The 24,395-nt window shown below is 68.3% G+C and carries 26 protein-coding genes and 1 tRNA gene; 16 read left to right on the forward strand and 11 right to left on the reverse strand.

What is annotated here, in order from left to right; translation table 11 throughout:
- A complete protein-coding gene (locus tag ACFYO1_RS38760) occupies window positions 1–618 on the reverse strand; it encodes a hypothetical protein (protein ID WP_387242888.1) in 618 nt (205 codons plus the stop codon).
- A gap of 130 nt (window positions 619–748) precedes the next feature.
- Between ACFYO1_RS38760 and ACFYO1_RS38765 the strand changes: the two genes are divergently transcribed.
- A complete protein-coding gene (locus tag ACFYO1_RS38765) occupies window positions 749–1,240 on the forward strand; it encodes a MarR family winged helix-turn-helix transcriptional regulator (RefSeq protein WP_387242891.1) in 492 nt (163 codons plus the stop codon).
- Between the two features lie 10 nt (window positions 1,241–1,250).
- On the opposite strand, the gene ACFYO1_RS38770 is transcribed toward ACFYO1_RS38765, so the two are convergent.
- From ACFYO1_RS38770 to ACFYO1_RS38780, 3 genes are all read right to left on the reverse strand, one after another.
- Window positions 1,251–1,326: transfer RNA gene (locus tag ACFYO1_RS38770), tRNA-Leu, on the reverse strand.
- A 29-nt stretch (window positions 1,327–1,355) separates the two neighbouring features.
- Window positions 1,356–1,640, reverse strand: coding sequence for a GNAT family N-acetyltransferase (locus tag ACFYO1_RS38775; protein ID WP_387242894.1), 285 nt, complete (start codon window positions 1,638–1,640; stop codon window positions 1,356–1,358).
- Between the two features lie 41 nt (window positions 1,641–1,681).
- Complete coding sequence (locus ACFYO1_RS38780) at window positions 1,682–3,040, reverse strand: FAD-binding oxidoreductase (RefSeq protein WP_387242897.1); 1,359 nt, start codon at window positions 3,038–3,040, stop codon at window positions 1,682–1,684.
- Between the two features lie 226 nt (window positions 3,041–3,266).
- Between ACFYO1_RS38780 and ACFYO1_RS38785 the strand changes: the two genes are divergently transcribed.
- Both ACFYO1_RS38785 and ACFYO1_RS38790 read left to right on the forward strand, forming a co-directional pair.
- On the forward strand, window positions 3,267–3,587 hold the full coding sequence (locus ACFYO1_RS38785; RefSeq protein WP_387242900.1) for a hypothetical protein: 321 nt from the start codon (window positions 3,267–3,269) through the stop codon (window positions 3,585–3,587).
- Between the two features lie 187 nt (window positions 3,588–3,774).
- Complete coding sequence (locus ACFYO1_RS38790; protein WP_387242903.1) at window positions 3,775–4,278, forward strand: GtrA family protein; 504 nt, start codon at window positions 3,775–3,777, stop codon at window positions 4,276–4,278.
- 15 nt (window positions 4,279–4,293) lie between these two features.
- Here ACFYO1_RS38790 and ACFYO1_RS38795 read toward each other — a convergent pair whose 3' ends face one another.
- From ACFYO1_RS38795 to ACFYO1_RS38805, 3 genes are read right to left on the reverse strand one after another with little or no spacing between them, the layout of a single operon-like run.
- Window positions 4,294–4,947, reverse strand: coding sequence for a Type 1 glutamine amidotransferase-like domain-containing protein (locus ACFYO1_RS38795; RefSeq protein WP_387242906.1), 654 nt, complete (start codon window positions 4,945–4,947; stop codon window positions 4,294–4,296).
- Window positions 4,948–4,953: 6 nt separating this feature from the next.
- Window positions 4,954–5,793, reverse strand: a complete 840-nt coding sequence (locus ACFYO1_RS38800; protein WP_387242909.1) for a maleylpyruvate isomerase family mycothiol-dependent enzyme — start codon at window positions 5,791–5,793, stop codon at window positions 4,954–4,956.
- Window positions 5,790–6,281, reverse strand: coding sequence for an HIT family protein (locus ACFYO1_RS38805; RefSeq protein ID WP_387242912.1), 492 nt, complete (start codon window positions 6,279–6,281; stop codon window positions 5,790–5,792). Before ACFYO1_RS38805 ends, ACFYO1_RS38800 begins: the two co-directional genes overlap by 4 nt.
- A 407-nt stretch (window positions 6,282–6,688) precedes the next feature.
- Between ACFYO1_RS38805 and ACFYO1_RS38810 the strand changes: the two genes are divergently transcribed.
- From ACFYO1_RS38810 to ACFYO1_RS38835, 6 genes are all read left to right on the forward strand, one after another.
- The gene (locus ACFYO1_RS38810) at window positions 6,689–7,840 is read left to right on the forward strand and encodes a Re/Si-specific NAD(P)(+) transhydrogenase subunit alpha (RefSeq protein WP_387242914.1); all 1,152 of its coding nucleotides are present in this window, start codon (window positions 6,689–6,691) and stop codon (window positions 7,838–7,840) included.
- A complete protein-coding gene (locus tag ACFYO1_RS38815) occupies window positions 7,840–8,190 on the forward strand; it encodes an NAD(P) transhydrogenase subunit alpha (RefSeq protein ID WP_387242917.1) in 351 nt (116 codons plus the stop codon). Before ACFYO1_RS38810 ends, ACFYO1_RS38815 begins: the two co-directional genes overlap by 1 nt.
- A 17-nt stretch (window positions 8,191–8,207) precedes the next feature.
- Window positions 8,208–9,623: an NAD(P)(+) transhydrogenase (Re/Si-specific) subunit beta gene (locus tag ACFYO1_RS38820; protein ID WP_387243198.1), complete on the forward strand. Its 1,416-nt coding sequence runs from the start codon at window positions 8,208–8,210 to the stop codon at window positions 9,621–9,623.
- A gap of 106 nt (window positions 9,624–9,729) precedes the next feature.
- Window positions 9,730–10,323: a hypothetical protein gene (locus tag ACFYO1_RS38825; protein WP_387242920.1), complete on the forward strand. Its 594-nt coding sequence runs from the start codon at window positions 9,730–9,732 to the stop codon at window positions 10,321–10,323.
- A 48-nt stretch (window positions 10,324–10,371) separates the two neighbouring features.
- The gene (locus ACFYO1_RS38830; protein ID WP_387242923.1) at window positions 10,372–11,535 is read left to right on the forward strand and encodes a DUF5925 domain-containing protein; all 1,164 of its coding nucleotides are present in this window, start codon (window positions 10,372–10,374) and stop codon (window positions 11,533–11,535) included.
- A 110-nt stretch (window positions 11,536–11,645) separates the two neighbouring features.
- Window positions 11,646–12,419: a hypothetical protein gene (locus tag ACFYO1_RS38835; protein ID WP_387242926.1), complete on the forward strand. Its 774-nt coding sequence runs from the start codon at window positions 11,646–11,648 to the stop codon at window positions 12,417–12,419.
- A gap of 7 nt (window positions 12,420–12,426) precedes the next feature.
- On the opposite strand, the gene ACFYO1_RS38840 is transcribed toward ACFYO1_RS38835, so the two are convergent.
- A complete protein-coding gene (locus ACFYO1_RS38840; protein WP_387242929.1) occupies window positions 12,427–13,635 on the reverse strand; it encodes an MFS transporter in 1,209 nt (402 codons plus the stop codon).
- Between the two features lie 183 nt (window positions 13,636–13,818).
- Window positions 13,819–14,661 (reverse strand): NAD(P)H-binding protein, encoded by an 843-nt coding sequence (locus ACFYO1_RS38845; RefSeq protein ID WP_387242932.1) that lies wholly within the window; start codon window positions 14,659–14,661, stop codon window positions 13,819–13,821.
- Between the two features lie 81 nt (window positions 14,662–14,742).
- Here ACFYO1_RS38845 and ACFYO1_RS38850 point away from each other — a divergent pair, with 81 nt between their 5' ends.
- The 3 genes from ACFYO1_RS38850 to ACFYO1_RS38860 all read left to right on the forward strand — a co-directional run bounded on the left by ACFYO1_RS38850 (window position 14,743) and on the right by ACFYO1_RS38860 (window position 17,428).
- Window positions 14,743–15,696: an AraC family transcriptional regulator gene (locus ACFYO1_RS38850; RefSeq protein WP_387242935.1), complete on the forward strand. Its 954-nt coding sequence runs from the start codon at window positions 14,743–14,745 to the stop codon at window positions 15,694–15,696.
- A gap of 26 nt (window positions 15,697–15,722) precedes the next feature.
- Window positions 15,723–16,115 carry an acyl-CoA thioesterase gene (locus ACFYO1_RS38855; protein ID WP_387243200.1) on the forward strand — a complete coding sequence of 131 codons (393 nt, stop codon included), beginning with the start codon at window positions 15,723–15,725 and terminating at the stop codon, window positions 16,113–16,115.
- A gap of 245 nt (window positions 16,116–16,360) precedes the next feature.
- The gene (locus ACFYO1_RS38860; RefSeq protein ID WP_387242938.1) at window positions 16,361–17,428 is read left to right on the forward strand and encodes an alpha/beta hydrolase family protein; all 1,068 of its coding nucleotides are present in this window, start codon (window positions 16,361–16,363) and stop codon (window positions 17,426–17,428) included.
- Window positions 17,429–17,438: 10 nt separating this feature from the next.
- On the opposite strand, the gene ACFYO1_RS38865 is transcribed toward ACFYO1_RS38860, so the two are convergent.
- Both ACFYO1_RS38865 and ACFYO1_RS38870 read right to left on the reverse strand, forming a co-directional pair.
- The gene (locus ACFYO1_RS38865; protein WP_387242941.1) at window positions 17,439–18,245 is read right to left on the reverse strand and encodes an SDR family oxidoreductase; all 807 of its coding nucleotides are present in this window, start codon (window positions 18,243–18,245) and stop codon (window positions 17,439–17,441) included.
- A 15-nt stretch (window positions 18,246–18,260) separates the two neighbouring features.
- Entirely contained in the window at window positions 18,261–18,752 is a 492-nt protein-coding gene (locus ACFYO1_RS38870) for an Lrp/AsnC family transcriptional regulator (protein WP_150407983.1), read from the reverse strand.
- Between the two features lie 135 nt (window positions 18,753–18,887).
- Between ACFYO1_RS38870 and pdhA the strand changes: the two genes are divergently transcribed.
- From pdhA to ACFYO1_RS38890, 4 genes are all read left to right on the forward strand, one after another.
- Window positions 18,888–20,000, forward strand: a complete 1,113-nt coding sequence (gene pdhA / locus ACFYO1_RS38875; RefSeq protein WP_387242944.1) for a pyruvate dehydrogenase (acetyl-transferring) E1 component subunit alpha — start codon at window positions 18,888–18,890, stop codon at window positions 19,998–20,000.
- On the forward strand, window positions 19,997–20,980 hold the full coding sequence (locus ACFYO1_RS38880) for an alpha-ketoacid dehydrogenase subunit beta (protein WP_150407985.1): 984 nt from the start codon (window positions 19,997–19,999) through the stop codon (window positions 20,978–20,980). Before pdhA ends, ACFYO1_RS38880 begins: the two co-directional genes overlap by 4 nt.
- A gap of 31 nt (window positions 20,981–21,011) precedes the next feature.
- Window positions 21,012–22,646, forward strand: coding sequence for a dihydrolipoamide acetyltransferase family protein (locus tag ACFYO1_RS38885; protein ID WP_387242949.1), 1,635 nt, complete (start codon window positions 21,012–21,014; stop codon window positions 22,644–22,646).
- A 76-nt stretch (window positions 22,647–22,722) separates the two neighbouring features.
- Window positions 22,723–24,135 carry a uracil-xanthine permease family protein gene (locus ACFYO1_RS38890; RefSeq protein ID WP_387242952.1) on the forward strand — a complete coding sequence of 471 codons (1,413 nt, stop codon included), beginning with the start codon at window positions 22,723–22,725 and terminating at the stop codon, window positions 24,133–24,135.
- Window positions 24,136–24,395 lie beyond the last annotated feature (260 nt).

Consider the following 24,395-nt stretch of genomic DNA (forward strand, 5'->3'; position numbering starts at 1 on the left):
CTATGCGCGGGGCAGCAGGAAGCCCGCGGCGATCAGCCAGGCCATCCCGGTGAAGCGGGCGATGGGCAGGAGAAAGGCGGCGGCGGTGACGGTCAGCGACGCGGTGGTGCCCAGCGCGATGAGCGCGATCACCAGCCCCGCGGTCAGCAGCCACGGCGCGAGCCGCCGCTGCGGCAGTGCGCTGAGCGCGATCCCGGCGATGAACAGGCCGGTCGCCACGACGTTGCCGGGTCCACCGCACAGAAACGCGAGGGTGTGCAGGGCGCGGACCAGCGCCGGGTCGGTAACCACCTCCGGCACGGTGAGCACCCAGCTGACCACGGCGGAGCAGATCAGGAAGGCCGCGGCGAGCGTGCCGCCGATCGGCGTGAGTGCCGGGGCGAATCCGTCGGCGATCCGCCGCACCCGCGCGGTAGCGCCCGCCGCGTACAAGACCAGCGGGATGGCGCTGGCGAATTGCAGCACCGCGCCGGTGCGGACGGCGCCGGGATGATCGCGGAAGTAGGCGAGCGCGTCGTCGGCCGATCCGAACGGCGACGGAAACGGGCTTCCGCCGGCCAGAACCGTGCTGAGCACGAGCCCGGCCACGAACAGCCCGGCGGCGACGGCCGAGAGCAAGCCTAGCGGTGGTTCGAGGCGTATCGCCGGTCTGTCCAGGGGAGTTGGTGCTGAAAGCGCCATGTCAGTCCGTTCTTGACTATGAATCATTCTCTCATGTGAACGATTATCCGATGGGTACGATAGCCGCGTGGCCGAATCGGAGCAAGAGGTTGTCGAGCAGGCGCGCCCGATGCGCGCGGTGTCCTTCGGCCTTGCCCAGCTGGGTGCGCACGCGACGCAGCGCTTTTCCGAACGCATTGCCGAAATCGGGCTCACCCCACCGGAAGTCGGCATTCTGCGGATGATCGCCGCCGAACCCGGTCGCAGTCAGCGCTCGCTCGCCGCCGCGCTCGGCGTCGTCCCCAGCCGGGTGGTCGCCCTGATCGATCCGCTGGACAGCAAGGGGTTCGTCGAACGTCGTCGCAGCGCGACCGACCGCCGCAATCACGAGTTGCATCTCACGCCGGCCGCGGGCGAGCTGCTGGCCCGCCTGGCCGCCGTGGCGGTAGCCCACGAAGCGGAACTGACCTCGGCGCTGTCGGACACCGAGTATCGGCAATTCGCCGACCTACTCGATCGTCTCGTCGCCGCGCGAGAGTTGTCGCCGGGCGTGCATCCCGGTTACCGCGACTCGGAATAGCCGCCGATAGTGGTGCCCTCGGTCAGAGTCGAACTGACACTGGACGGGTTTTGAATCCGTTGCCTCTGCCATTGGGCTACGAGGGCAAGCGGGTCACCGCGTGGTGACCCGGAAATCAGCCGACCAGGTCGGCGTATTCGCGGTGCTCGCTGATGTACTTCTCGACGTACCAGCAGGTGGGGACCACGGAGTACCCGTTCTTCCTGGAGTCCTCGAGCGCGAATTCGACCACCTGGGCGGCGACGCCGCGACCGCGGAATTCCGGGAAGGTCATCGTGTGATGGAAATCGCGCACTTTAGGATCGTCGCGCTGGGCGTAGTCGGCATAGCCGGCGAGGGTGTCGTCGAGATATATCTCGAACCGGGTGTCGTCGACGTTGTGCTCGAGCCTGGTGGTCATGATCTGGTCAAACTCCTTCGCGATCGGGAATGTTCCGTGGACTAGAGAATTGCGCCTGGGTTGAGGATGCCGTTCGGGTCGAGCGCGTCTTTGATCCGGTGGGTCAGGGTCATCACGTCGGCGCCGAGCTGATCGGGCAGCCAGGCCTTCTTCAGCCGTCCGACGCCGTGCTCCCCGGTGATGGTGCCGCCGAGCGCGATCGCCAGGTCCATGATCTCGCCGAACGCGCGGTGCGCGCGCTCGGTCATGGCGGCGTCGTCCGGGTCGTGCACGATGAGCGGGTGCGTGTTGCCGTCGCCGGCGTGCGCGATCACCGAGACCATCACGTCGTTGCGTTCGGCGATCGCGGCGACGCCGGTGACCAGATCGCCCAGTCTCGGCAGTGGGACACCGACATCCTCGAGCAAGAGAGTGCCCAGCTTCTCCACCGCCGGAATGGCGAAACGCCTTGCTGCCGTGAAGGCTTCGCCCTCCTCGGGATCCTCGGTATGGAAAACCTCTGCCGCGCCGGCTTTTTCGCAGGCGGCGACCATGATTTCGGCTTCCCGCCTGGCGAATTCGCCCGGCGCGTCCGAACGGGCGACGAGCAATGCCGCGGCACCGCGATCCAACCCCATGCGCAACTCGTCCTCGACCGCGTTGATCGACACCGAGTCCATGAATTCCAGCATGGAGGGCCGCAATTCACCGGTGATGGCGAGGATCGCGTCGACCGCGGCGCTCAGCGAGGCGAAGGTCGCGACGACCGTACTCTGCGGCGGTTGCGCGGGCAGCAGGCGCAGCGTCAGCTCGGTGATGATGCCCAGCGTGCCCTCGCTGCCGACGAACAGCTTGGTCAGCGACAGCCCGGCCGAGTCCTTGAGCCGCGGCCCGCCGAGCCGCAGCACCGTCCCGTCGGCCAGCACCACCTCCATGCCGAGCACGTAATCGGTTGTCACGCCGTATTTCACGCAGCAGAGACCGCCCGCGTTGGTGGCCGCGTTCCCGCCGATCGAGCAGATCTCGAACGACGACGGGTCCGGCGGATACCAGAGCCCGTGCTCGGCGACCGCGCGCTTCACCTCGGCGTTCAACAGTCCGGGTTGCACCACCGCGGTCCGGGTGACCGGGTCGATCGCGATCGCCCGCATCCGCTCGGTGCTCAGCACGAGACCGCCGTCCACCGCGGTGGCGCCGCCGGACAGTCCGGAGCCGGCGCCGCGCGGCACCACCGGGATTCGCCGCTCGTGCGCCCAGCGCAGCGTCGCCGCGACATCCTCGGTGCCGGTCGCGCGGACCACGGCCAGCGGTGTTCCGGCGCCGGGATCGCGCGCCCAGTCCTGCCGGTAGCTCGCGAGCAGGTCGGGGTCGGTGACTACGGCGCCATCGGGCAGTCCGTCGATCAGGTCATGCAGCTCCACAACCCCACGCTAGCCCGCCGGGGCGACGAGGCCACGCAAGCCACCGAATGTGATGTCAGCTGCCACAGTGGTGCTCGGGCGGGATCGGGATAAGAATGCCGGGAGAGGTTCGTTGTTCGGGGCAGCGAGTTCTCCCGGTTCCACACGAGGGGCACCGGATTTCGTGTGACGCGACCTGCTGTGCAGATCCACGCAGCGCCGCAACACAACTCGGAGGGATGTTCGGATGCAGGACGAATCGCACGGTCGCCGCGAGCTGGTCGCCGCGATGTTCTCCAGCGAGTTCGTCGAGGGCGGCATCGACCCGGCGGTGCTGCGCCGCATCCACGCCGGCGACCACGCCGAATGGCTGACCGCCCTGGACCGCTCGGGCATCTTCGGCAAGGAAACCCTCGCAGATCTCACCGCCCGGTGGCGCGACAACCCACGCGAACTGCTCGACACGCTGCTCGCCGAGGCCGACGACGTCACCGAGCGGCGCTGCCTGACCGCCTGGGCCGGACTCGACCGCGGCATCGCCGAGACTTCCACAGCCCAGATCAGCTGACGAGCCGTGTCGGCTGGCGGCGCTTGACTGATCTCGGACGCACATGCGTAGCTTCCCCGCGGACGGGCTGAGCCCTCCCTGATCACCGGCCGGTCACCAACGCGCCGTTGTCGCGCCCAGCTCCGGCCTGAATACTCGCGGCGGCGGGGTTCACCTGGCGGACACCTGCCGCTGGCAGGCTGACCGCGTGCACGAGCTGGCGAGAACCACCGACACGGTCGCGGACCGGTTCACCCGATGGTGCGAGGCCGTGGTGGCATGGCTGCCGTGGGGGTTGAACCGGCTTGTCGCCCCGACCTTCCTCGGCTTCGCGCTGATCAACAGCTTCACCTTCGCGGTCGATCTGGTGCTGCTGACCGTTTTCCACGGCTGGTGGGGTCTGCCGGTGTGGCTGTCGATCACCGTCGCCTACATCTGCGCGTTCGGCCTGAGTTTCGTGCTCAACCGCACCTTCAATTTCCATTCGCACGCCCCGGTCGGCAAGCAGGCGGCGGTGTACGGCGTGGTCGTCGCGATCAACTACGTCGCGTTCATCCTCGGCGTCGGCAGCGGCCTGACCGCCCTGGGTCTCGAATACCACCTGGCCAGGCTGCTGGCGGGCGGGTGCGAGGCGGTCTACATGTACAGCGCGATGCGCTGGGTCGTGTTCCGCCGCGTGCCCGAGCCCGAACTCGCACCTCATGTCACGTGAGGTCCTAGCGGTCGTTCATGACCCCCCTCGACCGATCAGCGTTTCTATGCGGTCGCCGTCGACGATGATCGCGTCGTCGTCGGTGAGCGCCCAGTGCGCGACGCCTGCCGCACGATAGGACTCGGCGAGCGCACCGCATTCGCCGGTCGGGTCGGTGGGGGAGTCCAGATGCGGAACGATCGCGCGGTCGACCAAACCCAGTCCGTCCCACTGCGGTTCGATCCCGCAGGTGGGTAGGACCTCGGCGGGATCGTCCACCGTCTCGATCCCGTGCAGATCCGGAGTCAGCACGCAGGCGCCCGCACTGTAGCCCGCGTACACCAGCGCGTCGGCGGCCAGCAGCTCGGGCAGCACGAGATCGGCGCCGCTGCGAGCGAATTGGGCGCGCAGCACGAAGGTGTTGCCGCCGCGCACCCACAGCAGCGGGAACTCGGCCAGTGTGCGTGCCAATTCCGCCGGGTTGCCGACGAAGTCGCGCAGGTCGACGGTCTCCGGTGCGTAGCCGAGCTTGCGCAGCGGCACCGTATCGCTGGTGACCGCCCCCGCCCACATCTCCGGCCAGGCATCACAGGCGTTGGGGATCAACGCAACTCGCCCCGGCTCACCGACCATTGCCGCGAGCCGGTCGTAGTGCGCCCCGAACCGGTAGCTGGACAGGAACAGTCGCACCCGGACTCAGATCGTGAAGGCCAGATTGCGGACCAGCCGCTGCCCGAGTTCGGTGTCCCCGCCGATGGTGATCTCGTCCAGGTGTTCGTCGGCAGTCGTGCGCCCGCCGCCGAGGCGGACGAAAAGTTCGGCGGGCAGCCGGATTTCGACATCGGCCGGCTCGTCGAACGAGTCGACATAACCGGCCCGGCCCGCCACCTGGATATGCAGCGTCCTGGCCAGCGATCCGGTCAAGGTGAACGTGATCCGCGAACCATCCGGCGCTTCACCCTTTTTCACCACCACACGCGGCACACTGCCGAGGAATTCGGCGAACGCCAGCTCCCCGCGCGGTCCACCCTCCTCGACCTGGACACCCAGCGCATCCGCGAGGTCGAGCTCGTGCATCCAGCAGTCGAACAGCCGCACCCGCATGAACCGCCCATAACTGACCTGCCCGATCGGCGACTGGGTCAGCGCCTGCCATTCCTCGTCGCCCATGGCGGCCAAGGCTTTCCGCCTGCGGTCGACGATCTCGCGGAACACGTCCAGCAGCCGCGCGCCCGGCATCGGCCGCAGCCGGTCCACCCAGATCTCGTTGAACACCCCGGTCTCGTTGCGCACATGCGGCAGCGTGCTCACATCGGTCTTCACCGTGATCGGGTCGTGCGGCGGCGGACGCTCACCGAGCAGCCACGATTCGGTGCCGACGACATGCGCGACCACATCGAACACGGTCCAGCCCGGCAGCGAAGTCGATGCGCGCCATTGGTTTTCGTCGATATCGGCGACCAATGCGGCGATCGCGTCCCACTGTTCGGACAGGCGCGCGGACAGCTCGGTCCGGTCCAGTGTCGGGTCGGTCATCCCTGCGCTCCTTCGTCTGGGGCTTGCCTGCCCAGTTTCCCACCGGCACCCGGCTTTTCGTCGCGCTCCAGCGCCGCGAGTCCGCCCCGGATGGCGGCCGCCGTGGACTGCGTGTCGTGCGGCCTGCGCAGCATGAAGCCCGCGGCGAAGCGGAATTTGTCGCCGTGCCGGCGCGGAATCACATGCAGGTGCACGTGCGGGACGGTCTGAAAGGCGGCGGTGCCGTCGTTGAGCAGCAGGTTCGCGCCGTCGGCGGCGAGCGTGCTGCGCCGCACGGCGAGCGCGAGCCGGTGCCCGGCGCGAAACACGTACGCACCCAGTTCGGCGTCGAGATCCTCGAGTTCGGTGGCGTGCTGTTTCGGCACCACGAGCGTGTGGCCGCGGGCGATGGGCCGGATATCCAGGAAGGCACAGAGGACGTCGTCCTCGTATACCTTCGTCGCCGGGGCCTCGCCGGCCACGATGCGGCAGAAGACGCAGTCGTTCACACCGCAGGACCTTACGGCGTACGAGCCGTGCGGAACACCCCCGACCGCGACTCGCGCATGACGCACGTCACTCTTCGGCCTCGCGTCCGCGCCCTGACCTGGTGTCGAACCTACGGGTTAGTAATGGACCCCCGAGTGCGCTCTTGTTCAGCGCACTCGCAGCGACAACCATCAGTACCGGCGCTCATCCGAACAGCTGACAGCGCGGGAGGTGACCACAGCGTCCGCAGCCAACTGGAGAATCCGGCAAACCGGCGGAATCAGGCATGATCCTGTGACGGGCGTCTCAGCGTTCCGCACAAAGCGCCAGGTACAGTTGCGAGGATTTGGGCGACCTTACTCCGAAGTAACATCGTCCGGTCGTCCCATCTGATGCCTGAAGCTCAGCACGAGAAGGAACTGACATAGTGGAGACAACGCAGAGCGTAGGCGACGAGTCGCCACGCGGCGCGCGTGTCGGAGTCGTTCGCGAGTCCAACGCGGGCGAACGACGTGTCGCATTGGTGCCGAAGATCATTCCGACCCTGTTGAAGCAGGGCGTGCAGGTGGTGATCGAGTCCGGTGCCGGGCTCGGCGCGCTCATTCCCGACAGCGCCTACGAAGCGGCCGGCGCGACGATCGGCGATCCGTGGTCGGCCGAGGTGGTCGTCAAGGTCGCCCCGCCCAGCGACGCCGAGGTGGCGAAGCTGTCCGGCGGCCAGACCCTGATCGGCTTCCTGGCCCCGCGCAACGCGGACAACCAGATCGGCAAGCTGAAAGCAGCCGGGGTGCAGGCCTTCGCGGTCGAGGCGATCCCGCGCATCTCGCGCGCGCAGGTGATGGACGCGCTGTCCTCGCAGGCCAATGTCGCCGGATACAAGGCCGTCCTGCTGGCCGCGTCCGAGTCGACCCGCTTCTTCCCGATGCTCACCACCGCGGCGGGCACGGTGAAGCCCGCGACCGTGCTGGTGCTCGGCGTCGGCGTCGGCGGCTTGCAGGCGCTGGCCACGGCCAAACGTCTCGGCGGCCGCACCACCGGCTACGACGTGCGCCCCGAGGTCGCCGATCAGGTGCGTTCGGTCGGTGCGCAGTGGCTCGATCTCGGCATCGACGCCGCCGGTGAGGGCGGCTATGCCCGCGAACTCACCGACGAGGAAAAGGCCAAGCAGCAGCAGGCTTTGGAGGACGCGATCAAGGGCTTCGACGTGGTGATCACCACCGCGCTGGTCCCCGGTCGTCCCGCGCCCCGGCTGGTGACCGCCGCCGCGGTGGAGGGCATGAAGCCCGGCAGCGTGATCGTCGACCTGGCCGGGGAGACCGGCGGCAACTGCGAACTCACCGAACCCGGCGAGGTCGTGGTCAAGCACGAGGTGACCATCGCCTCGCCGCTGAACCTGCCCGCCACCATGCCCGAGCACGCCAGCGAGCTGTACTCGAAGAACATCTCGGCGCTGCTGGAACTGATGCTGGTCGACGGAAAGCTCGCACCGGACTTCAGTGATCAGGTGCTCGCCGATTCCTGCGTGACACACGAGCGAGGCTTGCCGAGCGAGCCGACAAGCGGAAGCGTGGAAGCCTGATGTACACCGAACTCCTCGCGAACATCGCGATCCTGGTGCTCTCCGGGTTCGTCGGGTTCGCCGTCATCTCCAAGGTGCCCAACACCCTGCACACCCCACTCATGTCCGGTACCAACGCCATTCACGGCATCGTCGTGCTCGGCGCGCTGGTCACCCTGGGCAACGTGCAGGATCCGTCGATCCTGACCCAGATCATCCTGTTCGTCGCCGTCGTGTTCGGAACCCTCAATGTCATCGGTGGTTTCGTGGTGACCGACCGGATGCTCGGCATGTTCAAGGGCAAGAAGGCGGCAGGCCCAGTGAAGGCAGCAGGAGCGCAGCCTGCGCAGCGACAAGACGGAGCAGCGTGATGCATACCTTCGACAATGTGAGCTACCTGGTCAACGGGCTCTACATCATCGCCTTCGGCATGTTCATCTACGGCCTGATGGGCTTGACCGGCCCGAAGACCGCGGTGCGCGGCAACCTGATCGCGGCGGTCGGCATGTTCATCGCCGTGGTCGCGACGCTGATCTCGGTGCGCCACACCAGCAATTGGATCCTGATCGTCGCCGGTCTGGTGGTCGGTATCGCCCTGGGCGTGCCACCGGCCAAGTTCACCAAGATGACCGCCATGCCCCAGCTGGTCGCCGCGTTCAACGGCGTCGGCGGCGGCACGGTCGCGTTGATCGCGTGGTCGGAATTCATCAACAGCCAAGGCTTTTCGCACTTCGACGAAGAGCCGACCGTGCACATCGTGGTCGGCTCGCTGTTCGCCGCGATCATCGGTTCGGTCTCGTTCTGGGGCTCGCTGATCGCGTTCGGCAAGTTGCAGGAGATCCTGCCCGGTCGCCCGCTCGGGCTGGGCAAGCTGCAGCAGCCGCTGAACCTGCTGCTGCTGATCGGCGCGATCGCCGCGGCCGTGGTGATCGGCGTCGGCGCCACCAATGACGGTGTCTCCCAACTGTGGATGATCGCGGTGCTCGTGCTGGCCGGCGTGCTCGGCCTCGCGGTGGTGCTGCCGATCGGCGGCGCGGACATGCCCGTGGTCATCTCGCTGCTCAACGCGCTGACCGGATTGTCCGCCGCCGCAGCGGGTCTGGCGCTGAACAACACCGCGATGATCGTGGCAGGCATGATCGTCGGCGCGTCCGGCACCATCCTGACCAACCTGATGGCCAAGGCGATGAACCGCTCCATCCCGGCCATCGTCGCGGGCGGATTCGGCGGCGGCGGAACGGCTCCCGGCGCGAGCGGGGACGGCGAGGCCAAGCAGGCCAAGGCCACCTCCGCCGCGGACGCCGCGATCCAGATGGCCTACGCCAACCAGGTCATCGTGGTCCCGGGTTACGGCATGGCCGTGGCTCAGGCCCAGCACGCGGTCAAGGAGATGGCGGCCCTGCTCGAGGCCAAGGGCGTCGAGGTCAAGTACGCCATCCACCCGGTCGCCGGACGCATGCCCGGTCACATGAACGTGCTGCTGGCCGAGGCCGAGGTCTCCTACGACGCACTCAAGGAAATGGACGACATCAACGGCGAATTCGGCCGGACCGATGTCGCCCTGGTGATCGGCGCGAACGACGTCACCAACCCGGCCGCCCGCGAGGACGCCAGCAGCCCGATCTACGGCATGCCGGTGCTCAACGTCGACCAGGCCAAGAGCGTCATCGTGCTCAAGCGCTCGATGAACTCCGGCTTCGCCGGCATCGACAACCCGCTGTTCTACGCCGATCACACCTCCATGCTGTTCGGCGACGCGAAGAAGTCCGTCGGCGCGGTCACCGAAGAGTTGAAGGCGCTGTAAGGCAGACAGATTCAACCGAACGACCCTCCGCCGATCAGGGGCGGGGGGTCGTTTTCGATCGTGAGATAGTTTCTTCTGGACCTAATCGCCTCAGGGGGAAACAGCTATGTCGCAGGGCTTTCCGCCGCCTGCCGAAACCGGTGAGGGCGCAACGGGTCTCGAGGTCGTGGTGCCGGTGCGCCGGAAGCCGTGGCGCGCGCGGTGGATCCTGAAGCTCGCCGTGCTCGTCGTCGGCGTGCTGGTGTGCTTGGTCGTCGGCGTCGTGGTCAATATGAAATCGGCTCCCGGCGAAGCGAAGATCACCGCCGGGAGCTGCGCGAAGGTGTGGGGCACGACCAGTGCCGCCGAACTCGCGCAGGTCGCGTGTACCGACCCGGAGGCCAACTACCGGGTGGCACTGCGGGTGGACAACGACGTCGACGCCTGCCCGAGCGCGGATTACGCCTACTACAAGACGGCCGGGCCGGACGGTTACCGGTTGTGCCTGACGCTCAACGCGGTCGAGGGCGACTGCTTCGAGGACCTGCCGGGGTTCGTCAGCCGGAAGACGCCCTGCGCGCCGCGCAGCTACCGGGTGAGCAGGATCGTCCCCGGCGCCATGGATCGCCTGCTGTGCGGCCGCGACACCAGGGCACAATGGGGCCTGGTCTATTCGACGCCGGAGCCGACCACGATATGCCTGCGTGAGGTCGGGAGATGATCGTCCGCGATTTAATCTGCTGGACACGGCGGGTCGGCAACCCTGATCATGCTCCAGGTGTCCGCACGTAACGAGTCTCTTCGGTTGATCGACCCGAGCGAGCCCTCGGCCGATCTCGCCGAGCGGCTCCCGTGGGCTGTCACCGTCGATTCCGCCTACACCACCCGGGACACGATCGACGCGCTCGCGGTGGCCCCGTTCCTGCGCGGCGATCAACCGTGCGCGCACATCGCGCGCTTCGAGCGGATCAATCCGGAGGCGCCGCTGCGCCCGGAGCACGGCCGGGTGGTGCGGTCGGTGCGCGAGGACGACAGCCTCGCGACCCTGGTGGTCGGGCAAGGGTGGTCGCTGCGCGCGATGAAATGGTCGGGCGGTTCGGCGATGGTCGAGGTCACCGCCGAGACCGACGAACTGGCCGCCGCGATACTCGCCGAGGCGATCAAAGGCGCCGCCGCGCAGCCGGAGGTCGGCGAGACCATCGAGATGGGCTTCTGGCACATGGGCGGGCACGGGCCGCAGCGGCGGGGGCACGCCATCTCGGCGCCGGAGTGGCCCGCCATCCGCGGCAACTATCCCGGCGACGTCGCGACCGCGCTGGATCGGCTGATGGGATTGACCGCGGCCGACGTGCGCGGCCGCTTGGTGCTGCTGCACGGACCGCCGGGCACCGGAAAGACCACCGCGCTGCGCGCACTCGCCCGGACCTGGGCGCCGTGGTGTCAATTCGACTGTGTGCTCGACCCCGAGGTGATGTTCGGCAAGCCCGGCTACCTGATGGACGTGGCGGCCGGCGTCGACGGCGACGAGGGCACCAAGCGCTGGCGCATGCTGGTGCTGGAGGACTGCGACGAGCTGATCCGCGGCGAGGCGAAAGAGACCGCCGGTCAGGGCCTTTCGCGGCTGCTCAACCTGACCGACGGCATGCTCGGCCAGGGCCGGGACGTGCTGGTCGCGATCACCACCAACGAGGACCTCTCCCGGCTGCACCCCGCGGTCACCCGGCCGGGTCGCTGCCTGGCCCAGCTCGAGGTCGGCCGGCTCTCGCCCGCCGAGTCGGCGGCCTGGCTCGCCAGGGAACGCCGCCCCGGCACCCCGGCCGACGCCGCCTGCCCGGACGGCGCGACGTTGGCCGAACTGGTGGCGCTGCGCGACGGCGACAGCAAGATTCGCTCGGTCCGCGAAGATCCGCTCAATTCCGGCCTCTACCTGTGACGCAGTCGGCAATCGGCGACCGCACGGAATGCCGATCGATCGGCTAGATTCTGTGGGTTCGTCCGCCGCCCCGCGCGGTGGAGCTGCGTGAACCCTGGGGAGGGGAATCCATGACCACACCACCGCCGAACTATCCGTACCCGGGGCAACCCGGGGGGCCGGGTTACGCGCCGCCGGGTTATCCGCAGGCGCCGGGGCCGCAGGGGTATCCACCGCAGCCGGGATACGGCTATCCGCAGAACGGACCCGGCTATCCGAACAACGGACCCGGCTATCCGAACAACGGATTTCCGCCGCCCGGTGGTTTCCCGCCGGGTGGTTTCCCGCCCGGGCAACCCGGCTTCCCGCCCGGCAACTTTCCGCCCGCTCCGCCGTCGCGTTCCGGCGGCAAAGGCAAATTCATCGGCATCGGGATCGCCGTCCTGGTCGCGATCGGCCTGCTCGTCGGCGTCGCCGTGCTGATGCGCCCGGACGGCGACAAGGTCGCGATCGGCGAGTGCGCGAAGCTGTCCGGCACCACGTTCAAGGCGGAGTTCGCCACCAAGGAATGCTCCGATCCGGAGGCCAATTATGTGGTCGCGCAACGGATCGACGGCGCGAACAAGGACTGCGCGACCAAGGACTACGCCAGCTACTACCAGACCGGCCGCAACGAATACACGCTCTGCCTGCGCCTCAACGTGAAGGAAGGCGACTGCGTGCACAGCAGTCCGCTCGGCGCCAGCACCAAGGTGGCGTGCACCGCGACCGCGGACTACAAGATCGGCCGCGTGGTCACCGGTTCGGCGGACAAATCCGCCTGCGGCGCGAAGTACGGCGCGGACAGCACCATCGTCTATCCGAAGCCGGACCCGATCACGCTGTGCCTGCTGCCACCGAAGTAGCGGCGGCTCAAGCCGATTCGGTGCGGGCCGGGGCGACGACCCCGGCATAGCGGCAGCACACCAGCACCGCGAGCAACGGCACGGCGATCGCGGTGGTCAGGGGGACCACCGCGGTCAGCCAGCCGATCACGGCCGGGCCGGCGAGCAGGCCGAGATAGCCGACGCTGAACACCCGGGACATGTCGGTCGCGGCCTTGCCGGAGCCGAGATTGCCTGCGGCGGTGAAGATCTGCGGGACGCTGCCGGACAGGCCGAGGCCGGTCAAGCCCCAGCCGAGCAGGGTCAGCGGGATCCACGGAGATACCAGGATCAGGGTCAGGCCGAGCGCCGAGACGAGCATGCCGTAGCGGACGACGGCGACCCGGCCGAAGGCGCCGCTCACCCGGTCCGTGGCGAGCCGCCCCGCGGTCATCGTGACCGAGAACGCGCCGAAAGCCAGTGCGGCGGTGGCCGCGTCGGCGTCCAGGTGCTCGCGCATCTGCAAGGTGCTCCAGTCGCCGGCGACGCCCTCGGTGAGCAGGACGGCGAAGGCGATCATGGCCAGCGCCAATACTTTTCGGCGGTGCGCACGGGCGTCGGTGGCGACGTGGTCCGTTGGCTCGGCGCCGTCGGGGAGCGACTCGGCGACCGAAGGCTTCGGGTCGGCGTCGCGCAGCAGCCGCGGCAGGGCGGCACAGGTCAATGCCACGCAGCCGATTGCCGCGAGGCTCAACGTTATTCGAATGTCCAGTCCGGCGCGCAGGGTGGCGGCGCCCAGCAGCGACCCGAGCAGTCCGCCACCGGAGAACAGCGCGTGAAAGGCGGCCATGATCGGCCGTCCGTACGCCCGTTCCACGTGCACCGCTTGGGTATTCATCGACACGTCCAGCGCGCCGTTGCCGAAACCGAAGCAGGCCAGCGCGATCGCCAGGCCGACCGGCCCGGTCGCGAGACCGGGACCGATGACCGCGACCGACGCGATGACCGCTGCGGCGGCGACCAGTGTCCGGCTGCCGAATCGGTCGGCGAGCGGGCCGGCGATGCGCATGCCGACGATGCCCGCGCCGGCCATCAGCAGGATGAACATCCCGAGCGTCGATTTCGCTACGCCGGTCCGATCGGTGATCGGCGGAATGTGCACGACCCACATGGCCAGCAGGAACCCGTTCAGGCCGAACACCGTGAACACGGCGGCCCTGGCGACGCGCGTCGGTCGATCGGCAGTCGGAGTCAGCATTATCTCGACGGTACCGATGATCGTTCGATCTTTGCCCCACCCCCTCGATGTCGGCCCAGACCGGCGCAACCACACGGCATCCGGGGCGGGACATCCTCGGCCCGCCGTCCGGAAGCCGGATCGCACCGTTGCGAACCGGCTCCACGGGTCGTCTGCACAGCCTGTACTCGGTCCAACGCCGCACTAGCCCTGGATGTTCCAGATTCCGGTCGATGCCGTGTGACGTGCGTATTCGGTGAAATCCCTTGGCTCCCGGCCCAACGCGCGGCGCACACCGTCGGCGGTCTTCGAGTTGCGGCCGTCCAGGATCGTGCCGAACAGGTAGTCGAGCAGGCTGACCACGTCGGCGGGTACCTGGTAGTCGGTCAGTGCCGCAACGAATTCCGTGCGGGAGACCGGGATGAAGGCGATGTCGCGCCCGGTCGCCGCCGAGATCTCCGCGACCGCCTCGGCGAAGGTCAGCGCGCGCGGACCGGTCAGTTCGTAGATCTCACCCTGATGCCCGTCCGCGGTGAGAGCGAGTACGGCGACGTCGGCGATGTCGTCGGCATGCACGAACGGTTCCGGCACCTCGCCGTTGGGCAGCGCGACCTCCCCGGCCAGGATGTAGTCGGTGAACGCGCCCTCGCTGAAGTTCTGCGCGAAGAAGCTGCACCGCACGATGGTCCAGTCGAGGCCGGACTCCTGCACGATCTCCTCGCACTCCACCGCCTCCGACTCGCCGCGACCGGACAGCAGCACGAGCTTGCGGACTCCGCTCTGCTTCGCCGCGGCGGCGAACGCGCGGAGGGTCTCGGGTGCGCCGGGCACCGCGAGGTCGGGCTGATATGCGACGTACGCGGCCTGCACGCCGGCCAGCGCGGCGGGCCAGGTGGCGCGGTCTTCCCAGCTGAACGGGATCTGCGCCGAGCGCGATCCGATCCGGATCGAATGCCCCGCCTGCTCGAGCCGGGCGGCGACGCGGCTGCCGGTCTTGCCGGTCCCGCCGGTGACGAGGATGAGGCCGGTTGTGTTGCTGTTTGTCATGATTCGAGTACACCGGCCGGAGGCGAGACGGGACATAGTTCAGCAGCTCATGGCCATGTGTAATCGTCTACTGTGGGTGGGGTGGATGCGCTCGCCAGTCTGCTCGAAGGTCCACGTGCCCGAGGCGCGTTCCTGATGTGTTCGTTGCTGAAACCGCCGTGGTCGTTGCACATTCAGGACGAGGCGCCACTCACCGTGGTGTCGATGGTGCGCGGTGGCGCCTGGGTCATGCTGGGCAAGAACTCGCCGCGCCAGCTGTGCGAGGGCGATGTCGCGATCTTCCGCGGGCCCGACCATTACACGGTCGCCGACGACCCGGCCACCGAGCCGCAGATCTTCATCCATCCCGGCAACGTGACGAAGACGCCCGACGGTGAAGTTCTCTGCGAGACACTGAGTCTCGGCGTGCGGCAGTGGGGGACCGACGCCGAAGGCGCGACCATGATGGTCACCGGCACCTACGAGTCGGCCGGTGCGGCCAGCCAGCGCCTGCTGCGTGCGCTGCCGCCGGTCATCGTGCTGCAACGCGGCGACTTCGACACCCGGCTGCTCGACATCCTGGTCGACGAGGCGATCAAGGACGAGCCCGCCCAGGGTGCCGTGCTCGACCGCCTGCTGGACATGGTGCTGATCGCCGCCCTGCGCGCCTGGTTCGCCCGCAACGACGCGCCCGCCTGGTACCACGCCTACAGCGACCCGCTGGTCGGCAAGGCGCTGCGGCTGCTGCAACACAATCCGGCGCACGGCTGGACCGTGGCCGGCCTGGCCGAGGCGGTCGGGGTGTCCCGGGCCGCGCTCGCCCGCCGGTTCACCGACCTGGTCGGCGAGCCGCCGATGTCCTTCCTCACCGAATGGCGGCTCGCGCTGGCCGCCGACCTGCTCGCCGAGTCCGACGCCACCATCGAAGCCATCGCCCGTCAGGTCGGATACGGCAGCGCGTTCGCCCTGAGCACCGCGTTCAAACGCCACTTCGGCGTCAGCCCGCGCGACCACCGGCAGGGCGCCACGCCCGCTGAGCTATCGTCGGCCGGGTGACGCAGCAGTATCCGGTCCTCTGGCCGATGCCGACCCGCTGGGCGGACAACGACCACTACGGTCACGTGAACAACGTGACGTACTACTCGTATTTCGACACCGCGGTGAACGCGTGGCTGATGCACGCCACCGGCACGGACATCCGGGAGCTGCCCGCCCTCGGCGTGGTCGCGCAGACCTCGTGCCAGTTCGTCGGCTCGCTGAGCTTCCCGGACCAGCTCCAGGTCGGCCTGCGCGTCTCCCGCCTCGGCCGCTCCAGCATCACCTACGACCTGGCCATCTTCCGCGACACCGACGGCGAACTCGAACTAGCCGCCACCGGCGTCTTCGTCCACGTCTACGTCGACGCGGAAACCCGCAAGCCCGTAGAGATCCCGCCCGTGATCCGCACCGCCGCCACCACCCTCGTCACCGACTGAGCCGACGCGGCAGCAGTCCTACCGCTGCGCGAGCACGACGATCCGCGCCGCCGGGCCTGCGACTGAGTCGGTGCCGCAACCGTTTTGCTGATAGTTTCGGTATGTCGGTCTGGGAGTGATCGCCGGGAAAGTCTGCTTCGCGGGGTGGGGGAATGATGTTCAGTCGGTTGTTCGGTGTGTTGGTGGCTGTCGTCGCATCGATCGGAAGTACTGGCATTGCCGATGCTTCGCCGGGGGTGCCGGTGTTGCCGCAGCCCGGCGGCCAATTCTCCATCGGCACAACGGTTCTGCACCTGGTCGATGTCGCACGGCCGGATCCGTTCCGGCCCGAGCGGTCGCGGGAGTTGATGGTGTCGGTGTTTTACCCGGCCGCCGAGATCGACAAGTATCCGCGATCGCACTACGCGTCCACTGAGCTGATTCCCGCGCTGGAGAAGCGTTTTGATGTCGAGTTGCCCGGTCTGCTCACCAATTCCTACAGTGGCGCACCCGCTCTCGCGGGGTCTGCGTATCCGGTAGTTCTCTTCACGCCGGGGGCAGGGGTATCGCGAGTGATCAGCACCGGCCTCGCCGAGGATCTCGCCAGCCGCGGATATGTGGTGGTGACCATCGACCACACCTATGAACCGCCGGTGGTGGAGTTTCCCGGCGGCCGCTTGGTCCGGGCGGCGCCGATACCCGCCTTCGACAAGGAAACCCGGCACAAGTTCACCGACGCCAGAATGCTGGACACCCAGCTCGTCCTGAATTCGCTCACCGCGCTGTCGCGTGGCGAAAACCCGGACGCGGAACATCGCGACCTGCCCGCGGGTCTCGACCGCGCCCTGGACCTGGACCGGATCGGCATGATCGGGCACTCCCTGGGCGGGTTCATCGCCGTCGAATCGATGCACGAAGACCGCCGCATCGACGCCGCGATCGACCTCGACGGCCAGATCGGCATCGACGAGGACTTCGGCCGCGCCGCTACCGAAGGCGTCGACCGTCCCGTACTGGTGCTGCGCAGCCAGCAGATCGCCGAGGTCGGCGACGCCGAACCATCCTTGGATGCGTTCTGGCAGCACGGCACCGGCTGGAAGCGCGAGCTGACCATCCAGGGCTCAGCCCACTACGACTTCACCGACATGCCCGCCCTGGTCCCCGACGCGACCCGCCCCGCCACCAAGCAATACATCGGCCCCATCCCCGCCGCCCGCGCCACCACCCTCGTCCGCACCTACGTCGCCGCCATGCTCGACAAATTCCTCCGCGCAAACCCCGACACCCCCCTAGACCACCCACCCACCGCCCCCGAACTCACCCAAGACCGCTAACCCCCGCACATCAGCTTTGCAGGGCGGCCTGGAAGCGGCGCATGCCGTCTAGCCAGCGGTCGTAGTCGGTGCCCTTGTAGCGGTACATCTTCAGGACCTCGGGGTGCGGGAGGATCAGGAAGTGTTCGGCGTCGACGCCGGCGGTGATGACCTCGGCTACCTCGTCCGGCGAGAGGACCGCGCCGGCGGTTTTGACCGCCTTCACCGCGAGTTCGGCTTCGGCGGCGTGCTCGGCCGGGACCAGGCCGCCGTTGAGGAGCTGGGTGTCGACACCCATCGGGCAGATGCAGCTCACGCGAATGCCCTTGTCTCCGTAGGTGACCGACAGCCACTCGGCGAAGCCGACGGCGGCGTGCTTGGAGACCGCGTACGGCGCGGAACCGAGCTGGGTGAGCAGACCCGCGGCCGACGCGGTGGTCACGAAGTAGCCGGTCCCGCGTTCCAGCCAACCGGGAACCAGCAGCCGCGCGGCCCGGACATGGGCGAGCACGTTGACCTCGAGCGCCGCCGCCCACTGCGCATCGGTGCTGTCGAGCCCGGCCCCACCGCCGATGCCCGCGTTCGCGAAATACAGGTCCACCGGGCCGAATTCGGCCTCCGCGCGCTCGATCAGCCCGCGAATCACCTGCTCGTCCGCGACGTCGCCGCCCACCGCAACCGCTGCGGCACCGAGGGATTCGGCAACCCGGTCCGCTGCCTCGGCATCGAGGTCGGCGAGCACCACCCGCGCCCCATCGGCGACCAGCTTGCGGGCGAGCGCCGCTCCGATCCCCGCACCGGCCCCCGTGACGATCGCAACCTTGCCCGAAATCTCCATCCCCGCACCCTAGCTTCAGCTACCGCGCGATAGTCGATTCAGCAGTGGAGCGGTACGCGGGCCGACCAATTCGCGCATCACCAGCGCCATGTTGGTCCGCTCGACGCCGGGAATCTTCAAGATCTGCCCCGCAATTCGATACAGGTCGTCGGCGTCCCTGGCGACCACGCGCACCGTCAGATCGGTGAGCCCGGTCATGCCGCACACCTCGGTGACCTCGGGCACTTCCGCGAGTTCGTCTACCACGGAATCCAATTGGTGCTGATCGACCACCACCGCGACGAACGCCGCCAGCGGATAGCCGAGCGCGCGCGGCTGCACCCGGCGCTCGAAACTGCCGAGCACGCCGCCGGCTTCCCAGCGCGACAGCCGCGCCTGCACGGTATTGCGGGACAGCCCGAGCCGGGCGGCGAGCTCCACGCCGGTGGCTCGCGGATTGGCGACCAGTTCCAGCAAGAGCCTGGCGTCGGTGGCGTCCAAGGTCACGTCGACGTTTTCTCTGGTCATGCAACGCAGTATGACATTGCCAAAGGGGTAAGAATTGAGCATTCTGCGCATTCGCGTGTCGATCACTTGCGCACATCGCATTATGGTGGATGCTGTGAGGTAGAGCACACCTGAATGGTGAGGAGGCGACCACCGATGCCAGACAAGGTCGAGTATCCGGTGCAATTGGTCCAGCCCGACGGTCGTCGTGTCCTCGATCGAGAACACGCCGCCCTGGTCGCCGACGTCGGACCGGAGGAGCTACACGCGCTCTACGAAGACATGGTCGTCACCCGGCGGATCGACACCGAGGCAACCGCGCTGCAACGGCAGGGCCAGCTCGGCCTGTGGGCTCCGTTGCTCGGCCAGGAGGCCACCCAGGTCGGGTCCGCGCACGCCCTGCACCCCGACGACTACGTGTTCTGTAGCTACCGCGAGGCCGCCGTCGCCTACTGCCGCGGCGTGCATCCCACCGAGATCACCCGGCTCTGGCGCGGTGTCGCGCACTCCTGCTGGGACCCGAACGCGGTCAACATGACCAACCCGAACATCATCGTCGGCTCGCAGGGCCTGCACGCGACCGGCTACGCCTTCGCCGCGCACCTGGACGGCGCCGAGATCGCGACCATCGCCTACTTCGGTGACGGCGCGAGCAGCCAGGGCGACATCGCCGAGGCGCTCGGCTTCGCGGCCAGCTGGAGCGCGCCGGTGGTGTTCCTGTGCCAGAACAATCACTGGGCGATCAGCGAACCGGTCCGGGTGCAGAGCCAGACCCCGATCGTGCGCCGGGCCTACGGCTACGGCATCCCCGGCGTGCAGGTCGACGGCAACGACGCGCTCGCGGTGCTCGCCGTGACCCGGCAGGCGGTGGCGCGCGCCCGCTCCGGCGGCGGGCCGTCGTTCATCGAGGCGCTCACCTACCGGATGGGTCCGCACACCACCGCCGACGACCCCACCCGCTACCGCGCGTCCGCGGAAACCGAGGAATGGGCCCGCCGCGACCCGATCGACCGGCTGCGCAGGCTGCTGGAACGCGAATCGCTGTTCGACCACCACTTCGAGCGTCAGGTCGCCGAACACGCCGACGAGGTCGCCCGGCAGGTGCGCACCTCGACCATCGAGATGCCGAACCCCGAACCGATGGATCTGTTCGAGCACGTCTACACCACCCCGCACGCGCTCATCACCGAAGAGCGACGGGAGTACGCGGAATACCTGGCTGGCGATCCCAGCGAGGCGGCCGCGCGACCGGAAGGAGTCCCTTCATGATCACCACTTTCGCCGGCGCACTGAACACCGGACTACGCCGCGCACTGGAGGACGACCCCAAAGTCATTCTCATGGGCGAGGACATCGGCCGGCTCGGCGGCGTCTTCCGGGTGACCGACGCGTTGCAGAAGGACTTCGGCAACAACCGGGTGGTGGACACCCCGCTGGCCGAATCCGGCATCATCGGAACGGCTTTCGGCATGGCACTGCGCGGATACCGGCCGGTGTGCGAGATCCAGTTCGACGGATTCGTCTATCCCGCGTTCGACCAGATCGTCTCGCACGTGGCCAAGATCCACTACCGGACGCAAGGAAAAGTCAACGCGCCCATCACGATTCGCATCCCGTTCGGCGGCGGGATCGGCTCGGTGGAGCACCATTCGGAATCGCCGGAAGCCTACTTCGCGCACACGGCCGGGCTGCGGGTGATGACGCCGAGCAATCCCGCCGACGCGTATCTGATGATCCGCCAGGCGATCGCGCTGGACGACCCGGTGATCTTCTTCGAGCCGAAGCGTCGTTACTGGGACAAGGCCGACGTCGACTTCCTCGCACTCGATCGCGACGGCGGGCTGCCGCTCGACCGCGCCAGGGTGTGCACCGTCGGCACCGATGCCACCGTCGTCGCCTACGGCGGCACCGTGGCCACCGCGCTGTCCGCCGCCAAAATCGCTACGGAGGAAGGGCATTCGCTCGAGGTGATCGACCTGCGCAGCCTGTCGCCGATCGATTTCGACACGATCGAGGAGTCGGTCGCGAAGACCGGCAGGCTGATCGTCACCCATGAGGCGCCGGTATTCGCCGGCCTCGGTGCGGAAATCGCCGCGCGGATCACCGAACGCTGCTTCTACCACCTGGAGGCGCCGGTGCTGCGCGTCGGCGGGTTCGACATCCCTTATCCGCCGGCCAAACTCGAAAAGTTCCACCTGCCCGACCCCGACCGCATCCTGGCCGCGGTCGACCGAACGCTCGCCGCCTGACCGCCGGTCCGTCGTAGTGAGAGGTGCCCACGTGGAAGATCGTGCCCGTCAGCCGGGGAATGTCCTGGAGTTCCAGCTGCCCGACCTGGGTGAGGGACTGGCCGACGCCGAGCTGGTGTCCTGGTCGGTCGGCGTCGGCGACGAGGTGCAGCTGAATCAGACGATCGCCGAGGTCGAGACGGCGAAGGCGGTGGTGGCGCTGCCTTCGCCGTTCGCCGGACGAGTGGTGGAGTTACTCGCGCAGCCCGGGGAGACGGTGCTCGTCGGGGCGCCGTTGATCCGGGTGCAGAGTGACGAGGCGCCGATCGGCCAGAGCAGCGCGAAGAACGGTTCCGATGTGGCGGGTGACGCGCCGGGCGCCGGACGGACCGCGGTTCTGGTGGGGTATGGGCCGGAGGGGGAGACGGTGTCGCGGCGGCGGCGGTTTGCGGCATCGGTTGTCCGGGAAGCGGATTCGGGTCAACGGGCGGAGCCGGCTGATGGCGAGGGTCGTGTCGCCGACCGGTCCGACGTTGCGGGACCGGGCAGGTCACCCGCTGCGGGGTCTGGGTCGCCTGCGGCGCAATCCGAATCTCTCGCCGCGCGAACCGGATCGCCCGCGGCGCAAGCCGGATCATCGGCCGCGCACTCTGAATCTCTGGCCGTGCAGCAGGATTCAGCCGACGTTACGTCCACCACTTCGCCGGACCTCGAATATGCAGCCGCGGAACACGTCTCGCGCGACCTCCGATCGCCGCTGACCACAACGAGGGCGGCCGCGACCCCCGCCGCCCGCCGACTGGCCCGCGAGTTGGGCATCGATCTGTGGTTCGTCGCGGGCTCCGGCCCGGACGGCGCGGTCACCGTCGAGGATGTGCGGGGCGCAGTCGAGGTCTCGCAACCACGCACGCTGGCGAATCAGCCGCACGCCGCTCCGGCCGCGACCGCAGCGACCGACGCCGACGCCGACGCGATCCGATCAACGTCGCGCGAGGTCCGCACCCCGGTCAGCGGCATCCGCAAACGCACCGCCGCGGCCATGCTGGCCAGTGCCGGCACCATCCCGCAGGCGAGCACCTTCGTTACCATCGACTGCACCGCGTCGATGGAACTGCTCGACCACCTGCGCGGCACCAAATCCTTTGCCGGACTGTCCCTTACCCCGCTGGCCCTGGTGGCGAAGTCGGCGCTGGCCGCGCTGGCCGAGTTCCCGGAGATCAACACCTACTGGGACGAGGCGAATCAGGAGATCGTCACCAAGCACTACGTCAACCTCGGCTTCGCCGTGGCCACCGACCGCGGCCTCCTGGTGCCGAACATCAAGGAGGCGCAGTCATTGAGCCTGCGCGACCTGACCCGCGAACTCGGCGGGCTGGCCGAAACCGCCCGATCGGGCGCCGCCGCCCCCGCCGACCTGCGCGGCGGCACCTTCACCATCACCAACGTCGGCGTTTTCGGCGTCGACTCCGGCGTACCCCTGGTGAACCCCGGCGAGGCCGCGATCCTGTGCCTCGGCGCGATTCGCAAGCGCCCCTGGGTATTCCGCGACGAACTCGCCATCCGCTGGGTAACCACCCTCGGCCTCAGCTTCGACCACCGCATGATCGACGGCGAACTGGCCTCCCGCTTCCTCGCCACCACCGCAAGCCTGCTCGAGGACCCGCTCACCCTACTCAGCCGCATATAGCGGATATAGGTGTGATGTCACGCGGGGGAAACATTGGGGGCGCTCGATGTAAAGAAGACCGACTAGTTCTTTAGGTATGGCAGAGGCAGCGCATCTCGTCGATACCAGGTTGCCGTGGGGGCGGCAGCTCACCTTCGGTATTCAGCACGTGCTGATCATGTACACCGGGTGCATCACGGTGCCGCTGGTGTTCGGGGCGGCCGCGGGGCTCGATCGGGCCACCATCGGGTTGCTGATCAGTGCGGATCTGCTGATCGCGGGGGTGATCACGCTGGTGCAGAGCTTGGGTGTGGCGAAGCTCGCGGGTGCGCGGTTGCCGATCATCTGCGGGGCCACGTTCATCGGGCTCGATCCGATGATCCTGATCGCCAAGCAGTACGGGCTGCCGGCGGTCTATGGGTCGATGATGATCGGCGGGGTCGTCGGCGTGGCGCTGGCGTATCCGTTCGCGCGGCTGGTCCGGTTCTTTCCGCCGCTGGTCACCGGGACGGTGCTCACCGTGGTCGGTGTTTCGCTGATCGGGGTGGCGGGTGGGCTGATCATCGGTAAGAACCCCGCGGCGCCCGATTTCGCCGCACCGTCGCACATCGGCCTCGCGGCGGTGGTCTTCGTGATCGCGGTCGGGTTCATGTGTCTCGGTCGCGGGATGGTCGCCCAGCTCGGCGTGCTGATCGGGCTGGTGGTCGGCATCGTGATCGCCGCCCCGATGGGCTTGATCGACACCGGCGGCGTCGGCGGGGCCGACTGGGTCGGCCTGCCGAAGCCGTTCCATTTCGGTGCGCCGGAGTTCCCGATCACCGGTGTGGTCGCGATGAGCGTGGTGATGGCGGTGGTGTTCGCCGAGTCGACGGCGAGCATGCTGGCGATCAGCGAGATCACCGGAAAGCCGATCAGTAAGGGCGATTTGGCGCGCGGCCTGGTGGGCGACGGACTCTCCGGCGTGCTCGGCGGGGTGTTCACCGCGTTCGTCGACACGATCTTCAACCAGAACGTCGGCGCCGTGGCCGCCACGCGCGTGTTCAGCCGCTACGTCACCGCCACCAGCGGCGCGATCCTGGTCCTGCTCGGGCTGCTGCCCCGCTTCGGCGCGGTCGTCGCGGCGGTGCCGCAGCCGGTGGTGGGCGGCGTCGGGCTGGTGCTGTTCGCCACGATCGCCGTCGTCGGTGTCGACACCCTGCGCAAAGCCGAGCTCGCCGACCGGGTCAACGTCACCATCGTCGCCACCGCGCTCGGCGTGGGCCTACTGCCGGTCATGGCGAAGGACATGTTCGTCCACTTCCCGTCGTCCGCCCAGATCCTGCTCACCAGCGGCATAACCCTGGGCGCGGTAACAGCTTTCACCCTCAACCTGCTCTTCAACCACACCAGGCTGGGTGTTCTCGCTCGAAGCGGTTCGACCCCGGCAAAAGTCGAGCAGCCCACGGGCGCCGAACCAAACATCCACCGCGACAAGGTCACTCCGGTGCCCGCAACTCCAACGCCTGCTTGATCGGCACCGCGCCACTGCGGCACCTACCTGATCGGCACCGAAACCTCAGATGCTGGCCAACCGTCACCGCAGCCCCGCACCCACCCGACCAGCACCGCAATTCCGCTGGCCCGCAATTCTGCTGGCCCGCTGGCCGCCGCCTGCCGCCTGCTGCCCGCCGCCCGCTGCTCGCCGTCCGCCCGGTTCTGACCGGTTGGGGCGCTGGCGAGCGGTGCACCGCAGCGGGTCGTTCTCAACGATTGCTGACACCACGTGCCACG

It is taken from the genome of Nocardia sp. NPDC006044, from assembly GCF_042871115.1.
Taxonomy (GTDB): domain Bacteria; phylum Actinomycetota; class Actinomycetes; order Mycobacteriales; family Mycobacteriaceae; genus Nocardia.

Bases quoted from the DNA above. Each gene is read 5' to 3' on its own strand.
- ACFYO1_RS38775 (WP_387242894.1), bottom strand. From the start codon at position 1,640: ATGACCACCAGGCTCGAGCACAACGTCGACGACACCCGGTTCGAGATA.
- ACFYO1_RS38785 (WP_387242900.1), top strand. From the start codon at position 3,267: ATGCAGGACGAATCGCACGGTCGCCGCGAGCTGGTCGCCGCGATGTTC.
- ACFYO1_RS38800 (WP_387242909.1), bottom strand. From the start codon at position 5,793: ATGACCGACCCGACACTGGACCGGACCGAGCTGTCCGCGCGCCTGTCC.
- ACFYO1_RS38815 (WP_387242917.1), top strand. From the start codon at position 7,840: ATGTACACCGAACTCCTCGCGAACATCGCGATCCTGGTGCTCTCCGGG.
- ACFYO1_RS38825 (WP_387242920.1), top strand. From the start codon at position 9,730: ATGTCGCAGGGCTTTCCGCCGCCTGCCGAAACCGGTGAGGGCGCAACG.
- ACFYO1_RS38830 (WP_387242923.1), top strand. From the start codon at position 10,372: ATGCTCCAGGTGTCCGCACGTAACGAGTCTCTTCGGTTGATCGACCCG.
- ACFYO1_RS38835 (WP_387242926.1), top strand. From the start codon at position 11,646: ATGACCACACCACCGCCGAACTATCCGTACCCGGGGCAACCCGGGGGG.
- ACFYO1_RS38840 (WP_387242929.1), bottom strand. From the start codon at position 13,635: ATGCTGACTCCGACTGCCGATCGACCGACGCGCGTCGCCAGGGCCGCC.
- ACFYO1_RS38845 (WP_387242932.1), bottom strand. From the start codon at position 14,661: ATGACAAACAGCAACACAACCGGCCTCATCCTCGTCACCGGCGGGACC.
- ACFYO1_RS38855 (WP_387243200.1), top strand. From the start codon at position 15,723: ATGCCGACCCGCTGGGCGGACAACGACCACTACGGTCACGTGAACAAC.
- ACFYO1_RS38865 (WP_387242941.1), bottom strand. From the start codon at position 18,245: ATGGAGATTTCGGGCAAGGTTGCGATCGTCACGGGGGCCGGTGCGGGG.
- ACFYO1_RS38870 (WP_150407983.1), bottom strand. From the start codon at position 18,752: ATGACCAGAGAAAACGTCGACGTGACCTTGGACGCCACCGACGCCAGG.
- pdhA (WP_387242944.1), top strand. From the start codon at position 18,888: ATGCCAGACAAGGTCGAGTATCCGGTGCAATTGGTCCAGCCCGACGGT.
- ACFYO1_RS38880 (WP_150407985.1), top strand. From the start codon at position 19,997: ATGATCACCACTTTCGCCGGCGCACTGAACACCGGACTACGCCGCGCA.
- ACFYO1_RS38890 (WP_387242952.1), top strand. From the start codon at position 22,723: ATGGCAGAGGCAGCGCATCTCGTCGATACCAGGTTGCCGTGGGGGCGG.